The sequence below is a fragment of the Coriobacteriaceae bacterium genome (assembly GCA_025993015.1).
Classification (GTDB): domain Bacteria; phylum Actinomycetota; class Coriobacteriia; order Coriobacteriales; family Coriobacteriaceae; genus Collinsella.
Genome location: DAJPFV010000001.1, coordinates 222,846 through 237,418, shown reverse-complemented (window position 1 = coordinate 237,418; position 14,573 = coordinate 222,846). Strand labels below are relative to the sequence as shown.

The following is a 14,573-nucleotide window of genomic DNA, read 5'->3' as shown; positions in this document are numbered from 1 at the left end:
TGACGATGAGCTAGAACAGGAAACCGAGGACAATGAGGGCGGCGCTGATGGCGAGCACGGCGACATCCAGACCCTTGATGGGATAGCGCTTGTACGAGCTGGCGCGCGTGCGCAGATAAAAGCCGCGCTGCTCGGCGGCAAGCGCGGTGGCGTCGGTCTTGCCCACGCTCGAGATAAGCAGCGGCACGCACAACGGCAGCATGAGTTTGAGCTTCTTGATGGGGTTCTTGGTGTCGTACTCGACGCCGCGCGCGGTCTGCGCCTCCATGATGGCATTCATCTCTTGGCCAAACACCGGCACAAAACGCAGTGCCGTGGTAAAGGTGAAGGCGTAGCGATACGGTACGTGCAGTACCTCGACGCAGGCGTTGGCAAGGTCGTTGAGCTTGGTCACCATGAGCATGAGGATGAGTGGCAACGCTACGCCCAGCAGGCGGAGGCAGGCCTTCGATCCAGTGATAAGGCCCGTGTCGGTGATAAAGCCCCACACCACATTGCCGTCGCGCATAAATGCCAACTGCAGCACCAGCATGATGAGCGCGAGCGGAATCAGCAGCTTGAGCAGCGAGAACAGGCGATTGACGACGCCGGCGTAGGCGCCCAGCGCAAGGGTGAGTGCCAAAAAGCCTAACAGCGCCACATAGGTGTCGGACAAAAAGATGCCGATGATGATGGCGGCGGCGAAGCCCAGCTTGACGACGGGGTTCAGGCGATGCAACAGCGTGTCGCCCGGCATATAGTCGATGACGTTAACCACGACGGACCATCTCCTTGGTAATGCGAACGATATCGGTAACCTCGCTCACCTGCGCAAAAGCGGGGGAGACGGAGGATGCCAAGCGGCGCGAGAGTTCAATGACCTGGGGCGGCTCCACGTAGGCACGCTGCATGAGCTTAATATTCGAGAACAGCTCGTGTGTGCGTCCGCGGTCGAGGATACGGCCGTCGGCCATCACAACGATGCGCTCGGCAAAGTCGGAAACGACTTCCATATCGTGGCAGACCATGATCACGGCGCAGCCGCGCTCTGCCATGGTGCGCACCGTTTCCATGACGGTCATGCACTCGCGGTAGTCAAGGCCGCTCGTGGGCTCGTCGAGCACTACGATCTTGGGCTCAACCACTACGACGGAGGCGAGCGCCACCATTTGTCGCTGGCCGCGCGAAAGGGAGAAAGGCGCCTCGTCGGCGGGCAGGCCAAAGCGGTCGATGACGAGCTGGGCACGACGCAGGGCCTCGGCGCGGTCGATGCCGGCAAGCTCCAGGCCAAAAGCGACCTCGTCGAGCACGGTATCCTTGCAGATCTGGCGGTCGGGGTTTTGGAAGAGCGTTGCGACCTCGCGGGCGATGCGGCTCGTGGGGACCGCAGCGGTGTCCAGGCCCGTAACGCGCACGCTGCCCGAGGCAGGCTTAAGCAGGCCTGTGAGCAGTTTGGTGAGCGTGGTCTTGCCGGCGCCGTTTTGGCCGACGATGCCCACGAGCTCGCCGGGATAGAGCGTCAGGCTAAGGTCGTGTACGGCGGCGCCGCCATTGGGATAGGCAAACTCAACATGGTTGAAGGTGAGTACGGGTTCGGCGTCCTTGGCATGAGGGCGCAACGACGGTGCATGCGGGGAACCGGCGGGCGCCTGGGCTTCGATAGCCGCGCGTGCGGGGTCGACGATGCCCGAAATCATGCGCTCGACCTCATCGACATCCAAGCAGGGGGTACCGCTTACCAGGCCATCGGCCTCGAGGCTATTGAAGATACGCGTGACGCGAGGGCAGTCGACGCCGATGGCACGGAGCTCGTCGGTATGCGCGAAGACCTCGTGTGGCTCGCCCTGCAGCGCGATTTCGCCATGGTTGAGCACGAGCACGCGGTTGCAGTACTCCGAGAGCAGGGCGACCTTTTGCTCGACGACGACGATGGTGATTCCAAGTGCGCGGTTTGCCTCACGCAGCGTCTCGAAGACCAACGTGGAGCTGGCGGGGTCGAGTGCCGCGGTGGGCTCGTCGAGAACCAAGACGCGCGGACGCATGGCGAGGATGGCGGCGATGGCTACCTTTTGCTTCTGTCCGCCCGAGAGGGTGGCGATCTCGCGGTCGCGCAGGTCGCTGATGCCGACGGTCTCGAGAGTTTCGCTCACGCGCTGCTTGATCTGGTCGTGGGGAACGCCAAAGTTCTCGAGGCCAAAGAGCATCTCGTCCTCGACGACCGAAGCGACCATCTGCGTGTCGATATCCTGCAGCACACTGCCGACGATTTGCGACACGTCGGTGAGCGAGACTTCGCAGGTGTCGTGGCCGTCGACCATGACGGACCCAAAGAACGTGCCGGTGTAGTGGTGGGGCACGGCGCCCGACAGACAGGCGGCAAGCGTGGACTTGCCGGCGCCCGAGGGTCCGATGATGCCGATGAAATCTCCCTTGTTCACGCTGAGCGAGATGTGGCTGAGCGCTTGCTCGGTCTGCGTGCCATAGGAGAACGAGACATCGTCGACGTTGATGATCGTTTCCATGGATACCTTTCATAGTCATTGGGGACGTTCTTTAATGACTAGTCGTTTAAGAACGTCCCCAAAAGCTAGTCGTTTGGGACAGTTTTTGGTGGTGAAGCACGGAGACGGCTTTACGAGGGGCCCCAGGTTGGCGCGAGAAAGAGGAGCGAAGCGTACTTGGGTACGCGAGCGACGAATGAACGCCAAGATGGGGTGGCTCGTAAAGCCGAGCGGGTTAGTTGAGTCTAAGAGCCTTCTGGATGGGCAGGTAGAGGGCGCCGACCAGAATGGCGTTAAAGACGGCGGTCATGGCAACGACGGGCAGCATGGCGGCGGCGAGCTCGCCGACCACGCCGAGCATGGCCATCTTGATGATCATGAAGATGACGCCGGAGACAAAGGTGGTCAGGAAGGTTGCGACAATGGCGATGGCTGGCTTGACCTGACCGTTCTTGCCGGCGGCGTTGACGATGCCGGCCATGAGCATGGCGGCGATGCCCTCGGCGGCAAAATCGACGAACGGCGAAGTGGTGGTGATCTGGATCACGGCAGCCGAGATGAGGCCAATGACGAGCGCCTGGCCGATGTTGGGACGAACGACCAGGATGGTGAGGCAGAAGGCCGAGATGATGAACTCGGGGCTGATCATGCCGCCCGAGATGCCCGAGATGGCCTTGCCGACGGTGAAGTTGAGGATGAAGCCGGCAGCGAGCAGGATGGCGAGCAGGACGAGGGCGCGGACGTCGAGTTTGCCGCGGTCGGCGGTCTGGACGGTGCGGGGCTGGGCGGCGGTGGTGTTCTGAGACATGGTGAAAATCCTTTCGGAATGGGGGTGCAAGAGAAAAGCGGAGGCGCGTGATGCGAATGCGATCGGGCTCGAGATAGAAAAAGGCCCCCGGTCGAAACCGGAGGCCTTCCAATCACCTAGAGCGCAAAAACAGGCGTGAGGGACTCACTGTCGACCGATCGTATTCGCATCACGCCACCACCAGTTGTTGAGAGACTTCATCGTGTTCTTCATGTTGGTGGCTCCTTTCGTGATGCCGTGGCGCGGTCGCACCTAGTTGCTGTTGCGCTGCACTATAGCACAGCGAAGTGTGTGCGGGGAAATCTTTTTTAAAAAGATTTCAGGCGGGTTTCCCGCCGGTCAAAAGAGCGGGCTGAGCGGGCGAGGCTGCCATTGCTGCCTTGTCCGCTCAGCTAAGACGTTACTCCTTATTGCGACGGTAGAGGAAGTAACCGCCCGCGGAGATGACGGCAACGCCAGCGATGGCGAATGCGGCCACCATGCGGCCATCAAAACGATCACCGGTGGTGGGCAGGCCGCCCTTGGTGTTCGTCTTGTTGGTGGTTACCGTGGTCGTGGTGTCCGACTTGCCAGGCTTCTCGGGCTTGGTGGTGGGCTGCTCGGGCTTAGCGGGCTGCTCGGGGGTACCGGGCTGCTCAGGAGTACCGGGCTGCTCAGGAGTACCAGGCTGATCCGGGGTTACCGGGTCGGTGGCAAGAGCGTCCTTGGCGTAGGTGATGGACACCTTGAGGCCGTTGATCTCGGTGTTCAGGTCGCTCGGGGTGAAGGGCTGGTCGAAGTTTTCGGCCTTCTGATAGGCGCGCATCTCCTGGAGCAGTGCCTTGCACTTCTTGTAGGTGTTCTCGGTAGCAGCCTTGCCGGCCTTGTTAGCCAGGGCAGTGCGGCCCTCGGTGGTCGTCTCGGCTAGCATGGCGGCGTCAACTTCCTTGTTCTGCTCGATGAGCTCGTTCTGGAGCGCATCGAGGTAGGCACGGACGCTGATACCAAGGGTGTCAGGGTTCTCAAAGCAGAGCGAGCTGATGTCCATGAGGACGTAGTTGATTGAGTTCTCGGGCTCCTCGTTGTACACGACGTCAGTCTGTTTGCAGTGATCGTAGGAGACGGTCTGATCGCTGAAGTACGGGCTGACCTCAGTTATCAGAGCGGAGTACAACGGGATGGCGACGGAGTACGCGGCGCGGGAGAGCATTTCCCACTGGATGGTAGCGACTTCGGGGTCATACCCGCGACGAATCTGGAAGAGGTTGATCTCGGTGTTGCGCTCGCTGCCGATGCAATAAACACCATCAGTGTTCGCGTTGAGGCCAGGGACGTTCTCGCCGCGGTTGCCGAAGGCGCGAATCAACTCGAAAGTGCTCCAACCAGACTTGCCAGGCTTGAAGAACAGGGGCTGGATTTCGCTGACCATGGCTCCCTTTTGGTCAGGTTTTCCTTTCTCCTTTACTGTGATAATGTCGTAATCTGTGCCTTCGGTCAGCTGACTACCAAAATAATTGCGGCCTTGCACATAACGGGACCACTGGTTTACGCCGGAATCGGCGAGGCTTTCGCCATACGTTTGGGCGACATCGAATTTGCCGTCAGCGGAGTATTTGGCGAAACCCTTTTCTTCGGGCATGGATTGGATCTTTTCAGAGTGGAGGCAATTCTCGGTGTCATTGAGGTCGACATCGTAGTTGAGGCTCCCGATATTAGGGTTGAGCGACGCGACGTCGTCAGCGAGCTTCATGGCGATCCACTGATGGGCGGAAAGTGTGGCGAACAGCCAGGTCTCGTTGTTGTCGGCGATGATGATCTGGTCGTTGGTGCAGACGCCTTGATCATCGATCAGGCTGCCGAGAAGCTCGACGCCCTCGCGGGCCGTGGCGCTCTCGCCCAGGATGATGCTGCCGTAACTGTACTCGCCCAGACCCACTTCCTCATCGATGGGGTCTGCTGCAGCGGCCTCCTCGTTATAGGAGGTGCTTAGCGTGGCGGAGCAGGAGACGCCCTTCTCGTTGATGCCGGCCTCGGAGTAGGCGTCGGTGCGACCCATCCAGTTGGAGGGGTGGTCGCGTACATAGCTGTAGCGATAGGTAGGCTTGTTCGAAGTGTATTCAAAAGCAGATTCAATCGAGCTGTACTTAAAGCCAGGTTCGTGGGCAGGTTCGATGCCGTAGTGCTTAAGATAGTGTTAGCGCCGGAATAATTTAGCCAAATATAGTCGGCCGAGATTGACCAATCCCGGCCGACCCATTTTAGCCAACACGCCCGCATCTATGACTTTCCTATCGCATTCCTACATCCCCTCGGGCTGGATCCCCCTCACCTTCACCGCCTGGGGGACGGCCTCCACCGAGTAGGTGTCAAGCTCCCTGCCGCGGTAGCTCGGGCCCCGCATCACGAACACCGACGCCTTGTCGAACAGCCTGTCGAGGGCGCAGAGGAGCGTGTCGTCGCCCGTGAAGAACTCATCCCACCCGCTCGGGGCGATGTTGCTCGTGAGGACCATCGCGTTCGGCCCCTCCTTCTCGTAGCGCCTGTCGACGACATCGAAGAACAGGTCGGTGCACGGCCTGTCGTAGACGCATCTCCCCACCTCGTCAACGATGAGGCACGACGGCTTGACGAGCGAGGAGACGACCCGCGAGGTGTTTCCCCGCTGGACGGCCTTCTGGAACCTGTCCCTGAGCTCGGTCGCCTTTATGTAGTAGGTCTTGAGCCCCCGCATGCAGCACTCGCGCCCGTAGGCCTGCGCGAGGTGCGTCTTCCCTATGCCGCCGGGCCCGACGAAGGCGACGTTGCGGTGCGCGTAGAGGTCGGCCAGCGACGGGAGCTTGCCCAGCGCGGCCGCGTCCCGGCCCTGGATCCTGGAGAAGTCGAAGCCCTCGAAGGTCTTGGGCTCGCGCCTGGGCAGCCTGCTCAGCCTCAGCAGCGTCTCGATGGAGGCGAGCCTCCTCTTCTCCGCAAGGTAGGAGAAGGTGGCTGCCACGGCGGCCATCTCCCCGTCGCCGAGGTCGAGGTCCGAGGCGAGGGTCGCGAGCTCCTCCGCCCCGACGGCGATCCCGAGCCTCGACGCGGCGTCGCTCGCGAGCTCGTAGGGGCTCGCCCCCGCGCCCGCCATCATTCGGCCCTCCCGAAGTCGAACCTCTCGAAACCGGGTTTCGTCCTGGGCGGGGCGATTTGCTCGACCACGGTCCCCACCGGCTGGGTCGGCAGCTCCTCGGGCTGCGCCGGCGATGTCTCCCACTGCCCCTCGCACCAGCTGTCGGCGCCGGTGCCGACGGCGTGGGCGACGAGCTCGCGGGAGAGGTCGTCGCTGTATATGTGCACCACGCGCCCCTCCCGGTTCACCCTGCACTCGCGGCGGACGTACCAGTAGGGCACGCCGTAGCGGTGCCCCTCGAAGCTCACGAAGCCGTCGAAGGAGATCTTCCGGCGCGGGCACAGGTACCGCTCGACCTCGGCCGTGACCTCGAGCGGCCTGGTGTTCGCCGAGCACGCCGCCTCGTGCTCGCGCATCGGGACGCATGCCGCCGCGCGCCGCCAGCGGCCTCCCTGCTCGGCGCACCAGAGGGCGGCCTCCCGGTTGAGGGCGTCAAGGTCGGTAAAGGACCTTCCCGCGAGGAAGTTCCCCTTCACGAAGCGGACGAGCCTCTCCACCTTGCCCTTCGTATAGGGGTGGCGCGGCCTGCACAACCTGGTGCGGAAGCCGACGACGCCCATGAACTCGGCGTAGTCGGCCTGCCAGACGGGCCGGCCGTCGGCATCGCGGCGGACGACCACGCTCTTCATGTTGTCGGTGAGCACGGTCGCGGGCACGCCCAGCGCCGAGAACGCGTGCAGCATCCCGATGAGGAGGTTCTCCTGGCGCGCGTTCGGGAAGAACTCGACGTGGGCGCCCCCGCAATGGTGGCAGACCATGGCGAAGCAGGCGATCCGCGCCCGCTCCCCGCCAGGGCGCTCGACCGCGACGAAGCCCCAGTCCATCTGGTAGGCCTCTCCGGGCGCCGTCCTGAAGCGCTGGCCGCGGCAGCCCTGCGGGGCCGCCTGCCGCCTCTTCGCGGGCACGAGGTCCCGGTGCGCGGCGATATAGGTCTTCACCGTGGTGAGGCCGCCGGCGTAGCCCTGGCCGAGCAGCCGCTCGAATATCACCTGCGAGTTGGTGACGCCCTTCCGCAGGAGGTCGTCCACCAGGCCGGTGTGGCCGGCGAGCACGCCCGGCGCGGCCCTCCTCCCGCTGTTCCCGTGGGGCAGGGCCCTGAACCCGTGTGCCCTGACCGTCCTCGCGCGGGAGCGGGTGAGCCCCGTCCTCCTGCAGAACTCCGCGAGGTTGCATGCCTGCGGGTCGAACCCGTCGCCCTCCTCCGCGGCCATCTCCCGGAGCGCCGCGTCTATAATCTCCTGTAGGTCATCGTGTCTCTCGTTCACCTCAATGGTCCTCCTAACGCCGGCGTGTTGGCACCACCAGCGTAGTGGCGGCGGGGAGGCACGGTGGCCATTATTCGGTGACCGGGATTGGTCAAAATAGTTTGACTATTAGCGGCTAAAATCGCCCGGCGCTAACAAGATAGCGCTTGCCAAAGTCCTCGGCGCGGCCGTAGTACGTGTTGCCGTCGGCCGTAAGGTTTTTGCCCATGTATATCTGCGTGCAGGCGAGCGCAGATGTCGGCATGGACATGATGGTTGCAGCTCCAAAGGCGAGGCCTATGCCTAGCTTCTTGAGCGCGTTGACGGGGTGAGTTTTCCTCATTTTCCCTCCCAGCGTGCGAAAGCCCTCCGTTGCCAGAGGGCTTCAGCCAATAAAGACACCCCATTAGCGTAACGAACTGGAAACAATATTCATCTATGAAAGAAACTTACTCGATAAGCGTAATGAAATATGCGATGAGCGGTTAATTATACTCAGTTTGTAGCTTTACTTTAATAAAGGCGCCCTGTGATTACTGTAGCCGAATAAAGTAGCTGGGAATGCCCGAAATGAAAATCCCCCTGCTGTTTGGCAAATGCATAAACAGCAGGGGAGACGATAATTGGATGAATATCATACCAATGTGGAATTACTTCTTCCGGCGGTGGATCACGTTGATCGCATAGCCGACGAGCATGGCCAAAACGATGATGATGAAGCCGAGCAGGGGATTGTCGTTCATAGGGTCCTCCTATTTTCCGAGCGGGGAGAATTCGTCGACGATGAGGTCGAGGCATTGTGGAAGCGCGCGGGCTCCAAAGACGCCCGAGTTGCTGGAGATAATCTCGCCATCGAACTGCATGCCCAGCGACGGGGTGCAGGTGATCTTGGCTTCCTTGGTCTGGATGATCTTGAACTGCGGGCGCCCGAGTACCTTGCCGGCGGGGTCGAGTGCGGCGGTGATCACGGTAGGCAGCAGCTGCACGGTGCGCACGGGTTCGATGACCGCAATGTCGACCATGCCATCGTTCATACGGCAGTCGGGGAACAGGTTGATGTCGTTTTGGATGACCGAGGTGTTGCCGGCCATGCAGCAGATGCCGTCGAGCTCCTCGACAATGCCGTCATGCTCAATCGTAAAGTGCGCTACCGTAGGGTTGGGCGTGGCGAGCGCAGAGAGGAAGTAGGCGATCTCGCCGATGTCGTTTTTGGTGGGGGCGGCCTTCATCATGATCTCGGCGTCGAAGCCCGAGCCGGCGATGATGATGAAGCCGTGGCGCTTCTCGTTGCCGTTCTCGTCGAGCCAAAAGAGCTCGCCCATGTCGACTTTGACCGTGCGACCGGCACGGCAGGCCTTGGCGAGCGCCGCCGCCTCGGGGGCATTGCCGATGTTGTTGAAGAACAGGCAGGCCGTACCGGAGGGGAAGACGAGCGTGGGGACACCGCATCCGCGCATCTGGTCGAGCACGTTGGAGACAGTGCCGTCGCCGCCCGAAACGACCACGCGGTCAAACTCGCGCACGTCTGCCACGGCGTCCTCGGGTTCCATGCCATCGCCGATAAAGCGCATCACGACCTCGTCGCCGCCCTGTGCAAGGGCGTGCGTGAATGCGAAGATTTCATCTGAGCTGGGGCCCGATGCCGGGTTGTGGATGATAAGGCAGCGCATACTTACGTTCCCGTTCTGTGACTAACCGAGTATAGTTGTAAGGCAATGCCGATATCCTACCCGTGTTTTTCGGGCCTAACCTTATTCGATGGGTTGATATGTACATTTCCACACATCAGGCTCTACTCGACTTTTGCCAGCGCGCCCGTGAGTTCGACGCGATTGCCGTCGATACCGAGTTTTTGCGCGAGCGCACGTTCCATCCGCGTCTATGTTTGGTTCAGATTGCCACCCCTGCTGAGAGCGTCGCGGTCGATCCCCTGGTAATCGACGACCTATCGCCGTTGGCCGAGCTTATGGCCGACGAGAGCGTGACCAAGGTCTTCCACGCGTGCTCGCAGGATATGGAGGTCATGCTCCATACCGTGGGCGTGCTGCCACGACCGATTTTCGATACGCAGGTCGCCGCCGCCTTTTTGGGCGAGCGCCAGCAGATTTCGTATGGCGCGCTTGTTCAGACGTTCTGCGGCGTATCGCTGCCCAAGACCGAGTCACTGACCGACTGGTCGCGCCGCCCGCTGACCGATAAGCAGATTGAGTATGCGATCGATGACGTCAAGTACCTGATCGTCGCCTATACCGAGATGATGAGCCGCCTGCGCGAGCTGGGCCGTGTGGACTGGGTGCTCGACGAGCTGCGCCCGCTGGCTGACGAGTCACACTATCGCGCCGATCGCCACGAGGCGTTCCGCAAGGTCAAGCGCATCAATTCGTGCAGCCGTCATCAGCTGGGTATCGCGCGCGAGCTCGCCGCCTGGCGCGAGGACCGCGCCGAGCGGCGCAACATCCCACGCAAGTGGGTCATGTCCGACGACACGCTGCTAGCGCTCGTTAAGCGCAATCCCGTGCGCGTTGAGGAGTTCCGTAGCATTCGCGGTACCGATCAATTGGGGGAGCGCGACGTGGACGGTGCGCTCATGGCCATCAAGCGCGGTGCGAGCTGTCCGCACGATCGCCTGCCGCTCTTGGTGCGCGGACATCGTCAGATTTCGCCGGAGCTGGAGAGCGTGACTGACCTTATGTATGCGCTTATCCGCCTGGTTGCCGAGCGCTCAGGCGTTGCGACCTCGGTCATTGCCTCGCGCGATGACCTGGCCGACTACATTGAGCATCCCGAGCAGAGCCGCCTGCGCGAAGGTTGGCGCTTTGAGCTTGTGGGCTCGCGCCTGGACGATCTGCTTTCCGGCAATATGGGGTTGACGGTGAAGGACGGCAAAATCGAGCTCCTGTAGGGAAGCCTAGCCGGTTGAGTGGGTAAAATGCCTCCAACGTGTAACTCGACTCGGAGGAATTCGCATGCCTTATTACTATGGATACGGCTTTGGCATCGACCCGCTGTACCTGCTGGTTGTTCTTGTCTGCACGGTGCTTGGCCTTGCCGCACAGAACTATATCAACTCGACGTACAAAACCTGGTCCAAGGTTCGCTCGGACGGCGATACGGGTGCCACAGTCGCTCGCCGCATGCTCGATGCCAACGGTTGTAGCGCCGTGGGTATCAAGGGTGTCGCTGGCGAGCTCACCGACCATTACAACCCGCAGGACAACAACCTGTATCTGTCGGATGCCAACCGTTCGGGCGGTTCGGTCGCAAGCGTTGCCGTCGCCTGCCACGAGGCGGGCCATGCCGCCCAGCGTCAAAGCGGCTATGCCATGATGAAAGTGCGTACCGCCCTCGTGCCGGTCGTCAACTTTACCCAGAACACCTGGACCATCGTGTTACTCTTGGGCCTGTTTATGAACATTGCCGGGCTCACGACCCTCGCGTTGATCTTCTTTTCGTTTAGTGTGCTGTTCCAACTCGTTACGTTGCCTGTCGAGATTGACGCCAGCCGACGTGCTGTGGCGTACATCGAGCAGTCGGGCATGAGCTCCAAGCAGGTCAACGGCGCCAAGAAGGTACTGACGGCAGCCGCGCTTACCTATGTGGCTGCAGCGCTCACTTCGATCATTCAGTTGCTCTACCTTATGGCTCGCTACAACAGAAACTCCAACCGATAACAAATGGGACAGGCAGGCGCCGTGGGGATTCGTGTCCTCGCGGCGCTGTACTATGTGTTGGACTTAATTTCGCACGGGGCCGGAGCCTCTGTGCTCGATAACGAAAGGAGGCTGCGTGGCAGGCTGGAACCTAACCGGTAATGCCGTTTCCGCCGAGTTCGACGGTTCGGACGAGCAAGAGCGCAAGGAGCTCAGCGTGAGCCAGGCGGTGGAGATCGCCGCCGGTGCGCTCGATGCCATTCCGCAGCTGAGCGTCTTGGGCGAGGTCACGGGTTTTCGTGGTCCTAACGCCCGAAGCGGCCACTGCTATTTCCAGATCAAGGACGATTCGGCCGCCGTTGACTGCATCATTTGGAAGGGTGCCTATCTCAAGCGCACGTTCGATCTGCGCGACGGTATGCAGGTGAGCTTTAAGGGCAGCTTCAATCTCTATAAGGCTACGGGCCGCATGAGCTTTGTCGCTCGCTCGTTTTCGCTGGCGGGGGAGGGTCTGCTGCGTCAACAAGTGGCGCAACTGGCCGAAAAGCTACGCCGTGAGGGTCTGATGGACGAAGCGCGCAAACGCCGCATCCCGGTGTTCTGCTCCCGCGTGGCGGTCGTCACCTCGCTTTCGGGTGCCGTAATCGACGACGTCAAGCGCACATTGCGTCGTCGCAACCCGCTCGTCGAGCTCGTCTGCGTGGGTGCCAAGGTACAAGGCGAGGGTGCGCCGACAGAGCTCATTGAGGGCCTGCGCCGCGCCGCTTCCATTACGCCGGCGCCCGACTGTATTTTGTTGGTGCGCGGCGGCGGCTCCTTTGAGGACCTCATGACCTTTAATGACGAGGAGCTTGCCCGCGCGGTGGCGGCTTGTCCCGTGCCCGTGGTGACCGGCATTGGCCATGAGCCCGATACCTCGATTTGCGACATGGTGAGCGACCGTCGCGCCTCCACGCCTACGGCGGCGGCCGAATCGGTGGCGCCGGCTATGACGGAGTTGGCCGATGTGCTCGAGGCGCGCTATCAACGTCTGGGTGCTGCGATGGCATCGATGATTGGGTCGGCCCAGGTCGACCTGGAGATGCTCGATCAGCGCGGTCGCCGTGCCTGGGATACCTATACGGCTCGCTTGGGCGATGCGCTCGATGCGGCCGCATGCCGCCCGTGCCTCAACGACCCAACGTTTATGGTTGAGCGTCGCGAGTCTGAGCTTGCCCTGACGGCCGATCGTTTGTCCGGCGCCATAACGCGTTCGGTTGGGGCATTCCGCTCCAACTTTGAGCGTCTGCCCGAGCGCTTGATCGCAAGCACCTCAGGACTCGATGGCAAGCGCCATGCGCTCACGCTCGCAAGCTCCCGCCTGGAGCATCAGGGGCGCACGATGCTCAACAAGCCAGCATCCGACCTGGGCCGTGCGGCAGCCTCGCTCGATGCCCTGTCGCCGCTCAAGGTGCTTGCCCGTGGTTATTCCATCGCGTACAGCGATGATGGGGTGGCCACGAGCGCCAAGACCTTTAAGCCCGGTGACGCCATTCGCGTGCGCATGGCAGACGGCAACGTGGCGGCAACGGTCGATACGGTCGAGTAGGCCGCGTTTCATAGCGATAAACCTTTAGGAAAGGAAACAGATATGGCAGAGAAGACCCCGGTCGAGCAGCTTACGTACAAGCAGGCTTCACAGGAGTTGGAGCTCATCATCCGCAGCTTGGAGTCGGGTGATATGGAGCTCGAGGAGTCGCTTGAGAGCTATACCCGCGGCGTCGAGCTCCTCAAGAGCCTGCGTACCCGCTTGTCCGATGCCGAGCAGAAGGTCTCGGTGCTCCTGAAGGACGTCGACGGCAACGACGTGCTCGCCGACGGCGAAGCCGCCAACACCGACGACAACCTTTCGTTCTAACCATCCCGACCAAATATAATTACCTTGGTCTGTGAGAAAGGAACCAACCATGTGTGATTGCATCTTCTGCAAAATTGCCAACCACGAGATCCCCTCGACCGTCGTCTACGAGGATGACCAGGTCATCGCGTTCGACGACCTCAATCCCCAGGCACCGGTCCACACGCTCGTGATCCCCAAGAAGCACTACAGTGACATCGCCGATAACGTGCCCGCCGAGACCATGGGCGCCATGGCCCACGCCATCCAGGAGGTCGCCAAGGCCAAGGGTCTGGAGGACGGTTTCCGCGTCATCTCCAACAAGGGCGTCAACGCCGGTCAGACCGTCATGCACTTCCACATGCACGTCCTCGGCGGCAAGAACCTGGGCGAGAACCTCATCTGAGGACGCACGGCCCGTCGCCTTGGCTGCCTTTGGAGTAACCTATGCAGTTTTCTCAACTCGAATACCTTCAAGCGGTAGCGAACTACGGCGGCGTGCGCAAAGCGGCTCGCGCCGTTCACGTGAGCCCACAGGCTGTCTCGTCGGCAATTAAGAAACTGGAGTCTGAGTATCAGATCGTTTTGCTCAATCGATCGGCGGGGGAGGCTGTTTTGTCTCCGGCGGGCAGAGAATTTGCGCGTCGTGCACGCGTGATCCTGGCACAAGTCGACGATCTCAAAAAGTACACCCAATCGGGGAACGGTGGCGTTTCGCCCGACGGCCACTTTCGTCTTTACGTCCCCTGTCTTCACGGACGGGGGCGTCTTTTTTCCGAAAACTGGTACGACTCGTTTGAAAGCTCGCACCCTCAGATTCACCTTGATGTTTGGCATCAGCCAACGGCCACATGCTTTGAATCACTTGTGCTTGGCATTTCGGATGCGGCCATCTCATTTGAGGAACCAAGGGACAGCGTCCTTTCTTCGAAATACTTGGGTGAAAAGGAGCTCAAGGTTCTTTCGTGCACAGCGGGTCATCAATCTGTTGACGCTATGACCATTCGTGAGTTACTGGGCGGCAGGCTCGCTGTTCCCATTAATTTGTCACCCTGTCTCAATGCAATCAATCAATGCCCCGAAGCCCAGCTGGTTAATTTCCGCTTTCGCGATGTCGAATACGGAAACAGGGCGCAGACTGAGTTTCTTCAAGCCGGGGGATTGATATTGAGCTTTTCTGGCTCTTCTCTCGCATCAGATGGACTGGAAGTGAGCGAGTGTTCCATTGAAGGCTCGCATGACGTAGCCTTGCCCATCTACTTTTGCTATCGACAAAATGCCTGGACCGATCGACACCAGACGGTATTTCTTCACCTATTGCGTCACCTTGCTTCGTGAGGCCATTTGGCCTCGTGGCGTCAAGTGAATGT

General features: G+C 60.9%; 14 protein-coding genes. 6 read left to right on the top strand and 8 right to left on the bottom strand.

Features of this window, described 5'->3' with window-relative positions; genetic code table 11:
- Nucleotides 1-10: 10 nt before the first annotated feature.
- The 8 genes from OIL77_01040 to OIL77_01005 all read right to left on the bottom strand — a co-directional run bounded on the left by OIL77_01040 (nt 11) and on the right by OIL77_01005 (nt 9,347).
- Nucleotides 11-757 (bottom strand): energy-coupling factor transporter transmembrane protein EcfT, encoded by a 747-nt coding sequence (locus OIL77_01040; GenBank protein ID HJI44012.1) that lies wholly within the window; start codon nt 755-757, stop codon nt 11-13.
- Nucleotides 750-2,501 carry an energy-coupling factor transporter ATPase gene (locus tag OIL77_01035; protein ID HJI44011.1) on the bottom strand — a complete coding sequence of 584 codons (1,752 nt, stop codon included), beginning with the start codon at nt 2,499-2,501 and terminating at the stop codon, nt 750-752. The genes OIL77_01040 and OIL77_01035 overlap by 8 nt, the downstream gene beginning before the upstream one ends.
- Nucleotides 2,502-2,715: 214 nt before the next feature.
- Nucleotides 2,716-3,288, bottom strand: a complete 573-nt coding sequence (locus OIL77_01030) for a hypothetical protein (protein ID HJI44010.1) — start codon at nt 3,286-3,288, stop codon at nt 2,716-2,718.
- Nucleotides 3,289-3,688: 400 nt separating this feature from the next.
- Nucleotides 3,689-5,440 (bottom strand): C69 family dipeptidase, encoded by a 1,752-nt coding sequence (locus OIL77_01025; GenBank protein ID HJI44009.1) that lies wholly within the window; start codon nt 5,438-5,440, stop codon nt 3,689-3,691.
- A 126-nt stretch (nt 5,441-5,566) separates the two neighbouring features.
- Nucleotides 5,567-6,391 carry an ATP-binding protein gene (locus OIL77_01020; GenBank protein HJI44008.1) on the bottom strand — a complete coding sequence of 275 codons (825 nt, stop codon included), beginning with the start codon at nt 6,389-6,391 and terminating at the stop codon, nt 5,567-5,569.
- Entirely contained in the window at nt 6,391-7,698 is a 1,308-nt protein-coding gene (istA, locus tag OIL77_01015) for an IS21 family transposase (protein HJI44007.1), read from the bottom strand. Before istA ends, OIL77_01020 begins: the two co-directional genes overlap by 1 nt.
- 115 nt (nt 7,699-7,813) lie before the next feature.
- Nucleotides 7,814-8,020, bottom strand: coding sequence for a hypothetical protein (locus OIL77_01010; GenBank protein HJI44006.1), 207 nt, complete (start codon nt 8,018-8,020; stop codon nt 7,814-7,816).
- A 409-nt stretch (nt 8,021-8,429) separates the two neighbouring features.
- Nucleotides 8,430-9,347 carry a diacylglycerol kinase family protein gene (locus tag OIL77_01005; GenBank protein HJI44005.1) on the bottom strand — a complete coding sequence of 306 codons (918 nt, stop codon included), beginning with the start codon at nt 9,345-9,347 and terminating at the stop codon, nt 8,430-8,432.
- Nucleotides 9,348-9,445: 98 nt separating this feature from the next.
- On the opposite strand from OIL77_01005, the gene rnd reads away from it, so the two are divergent.
- The 6 genes from rnd to OIL77_00975 all read left to right on the top strand — a co-directional run bounded on the left by rnd (nt 9,446) and on the right by OIL77_00975 (nt 14,541).
- Nucleotides 9,446-10,579 (top strand): ribonuclease D, encoded by a 1,134-nt coding sequence (rnd, locus tag OIL77_01000; protein HJI44004.1) that lies wholly within the window; start codon nt 9,446-9,448, stop codon nt 10,577-10,579.
- 64 nt (nt 10,580-10,643) lie between these two features.
- Nucleotides 10,644-11,348: a zinc metallopeptidase gene (locus OIL77_00995; GenBank protein ID HJI44003.1), complete on the top strand. Its 705-nt coding sequence runs from the start codon at nt 10,644-10,646 to the stop codon at nt 11,346-11,348.
- Nucleotides 11,349-11,544: 196 nt separating this feature from the next.
- The gene (gene xseA, locus OIL77_00990; protein HJI44002.1) at nt 11,545-12,915 is read left to right on the top strand and encodes an exodeoxyribonuclease VII large subunit; all 1,371 of its coding nucleotides are present in this window, start codon (nt 11,545-11,547) and stop codon (nt 12,913-12,915) included.
- A gap of 42 nt (nt 12,916-12,957) precedes the next feature.
- Nucleotides 12,958-13,224, top strand: coding sequence for an exodeoxyribonuclease VII small subunit (xseB, locus tag OIL77_00985; protein HJI44001.1), 267 nt, complete (start codon nt 12,958-12,960; stop codon nt 13,222-13,224).
- A 49-nt stretch (nt 13,225-13,273) separates the two neighbouring features.
- The gene (locus OIL77_00980) at nt 13,274-13,609 is read left to right on the top strand and encodes a histidine triad nucleotide-binding protein (protein HJI44000.1); all 336 of its coding nucleotides are present in this window, start codon (nt 13,274-13,276) and stop codon (nt 13,607-13,609) included.
- A 41-nt stretch (nt 13,610-13,650) separates the two neighbouring features.
- Nucleotides 13,651-14,541: a LysR family transcriptional regulator gene (locus OIL77_00975; protein HJI43999.1), complete on the top strand. Its 891-nt coding sequence runs from the start codon at nt 13,651-13,653 to the stop codon at nt 14,539-14,541.
- Nucleotides 14,542-14,573: the final 32 nt, after the last annotated feature.

Coding starts and splice junctions, on each gene's coding strand:
- OIL77_01010 (HJI44006.1), bottom strand. CDS start 8,020: ATGAGGAAAACTCACCCCGTCAACGCGCTCAAGAAGCTAGGCATAGGC.
- rnd (HJI44004.1), top strand. CDS start 9,446: ATGTACATTTCCACACATCAGGCTCTACTCGACTTTTGCCAGCGCGCC.
- OIL77_01005 (HJI44005.1), bottom strand. CDS start 9,347: ATGCGCTGCCTTATCATCCACAACCCGGCATCGGGCCCCAGCTCAGAT.
- OIL77_00980 (HJI44000.1), top strand. CDS start 13,274: ATGTGTGATTGCATCTTCTGCAAAATTGCCAACCACGAGATCCCCTCG.
- OIL77_01020 (HJI44008.1), bottom strand. CDS start 6,391: ATGGCGGGCGCGGGGGCGAGCCCCTACGAGCTCGCGAGCGACGCCGCG.
- OIL77_00975 (HJI43999.1), top strand. CDS start 13,651: ATGCAGTTTTCTCAACTCGAATACCTTCAAGCGGTAGCGAACTACGGC.
- xseB (HJI44001.1), top strand. CDS start 12,958: ATGGCAGAGAAGACCCCGGTCGAGCAGCTTACGTACAAGCAGGCTTCA.
- OIL77_00995 (HJI44003.1), top strand. CDS start 10,644: ATGCCTTATTACTATGGATACGGCTTTGGCATCGACCCGCTGTACCTG.
- OIL77_01035 (HJI44011.1), bottom strand. CDS start 2,501: ATGGAAACGATCATCAACGTCGACGATGTCTCGTTCTCCTATGGCACG.
- OIL77_01030 (HJI44010.1), bottom strand. CDS start 3,288: ATGTCTCAGAACACCACCGCCGCCCAGCCCCGCACCGTCCAGACCGCC.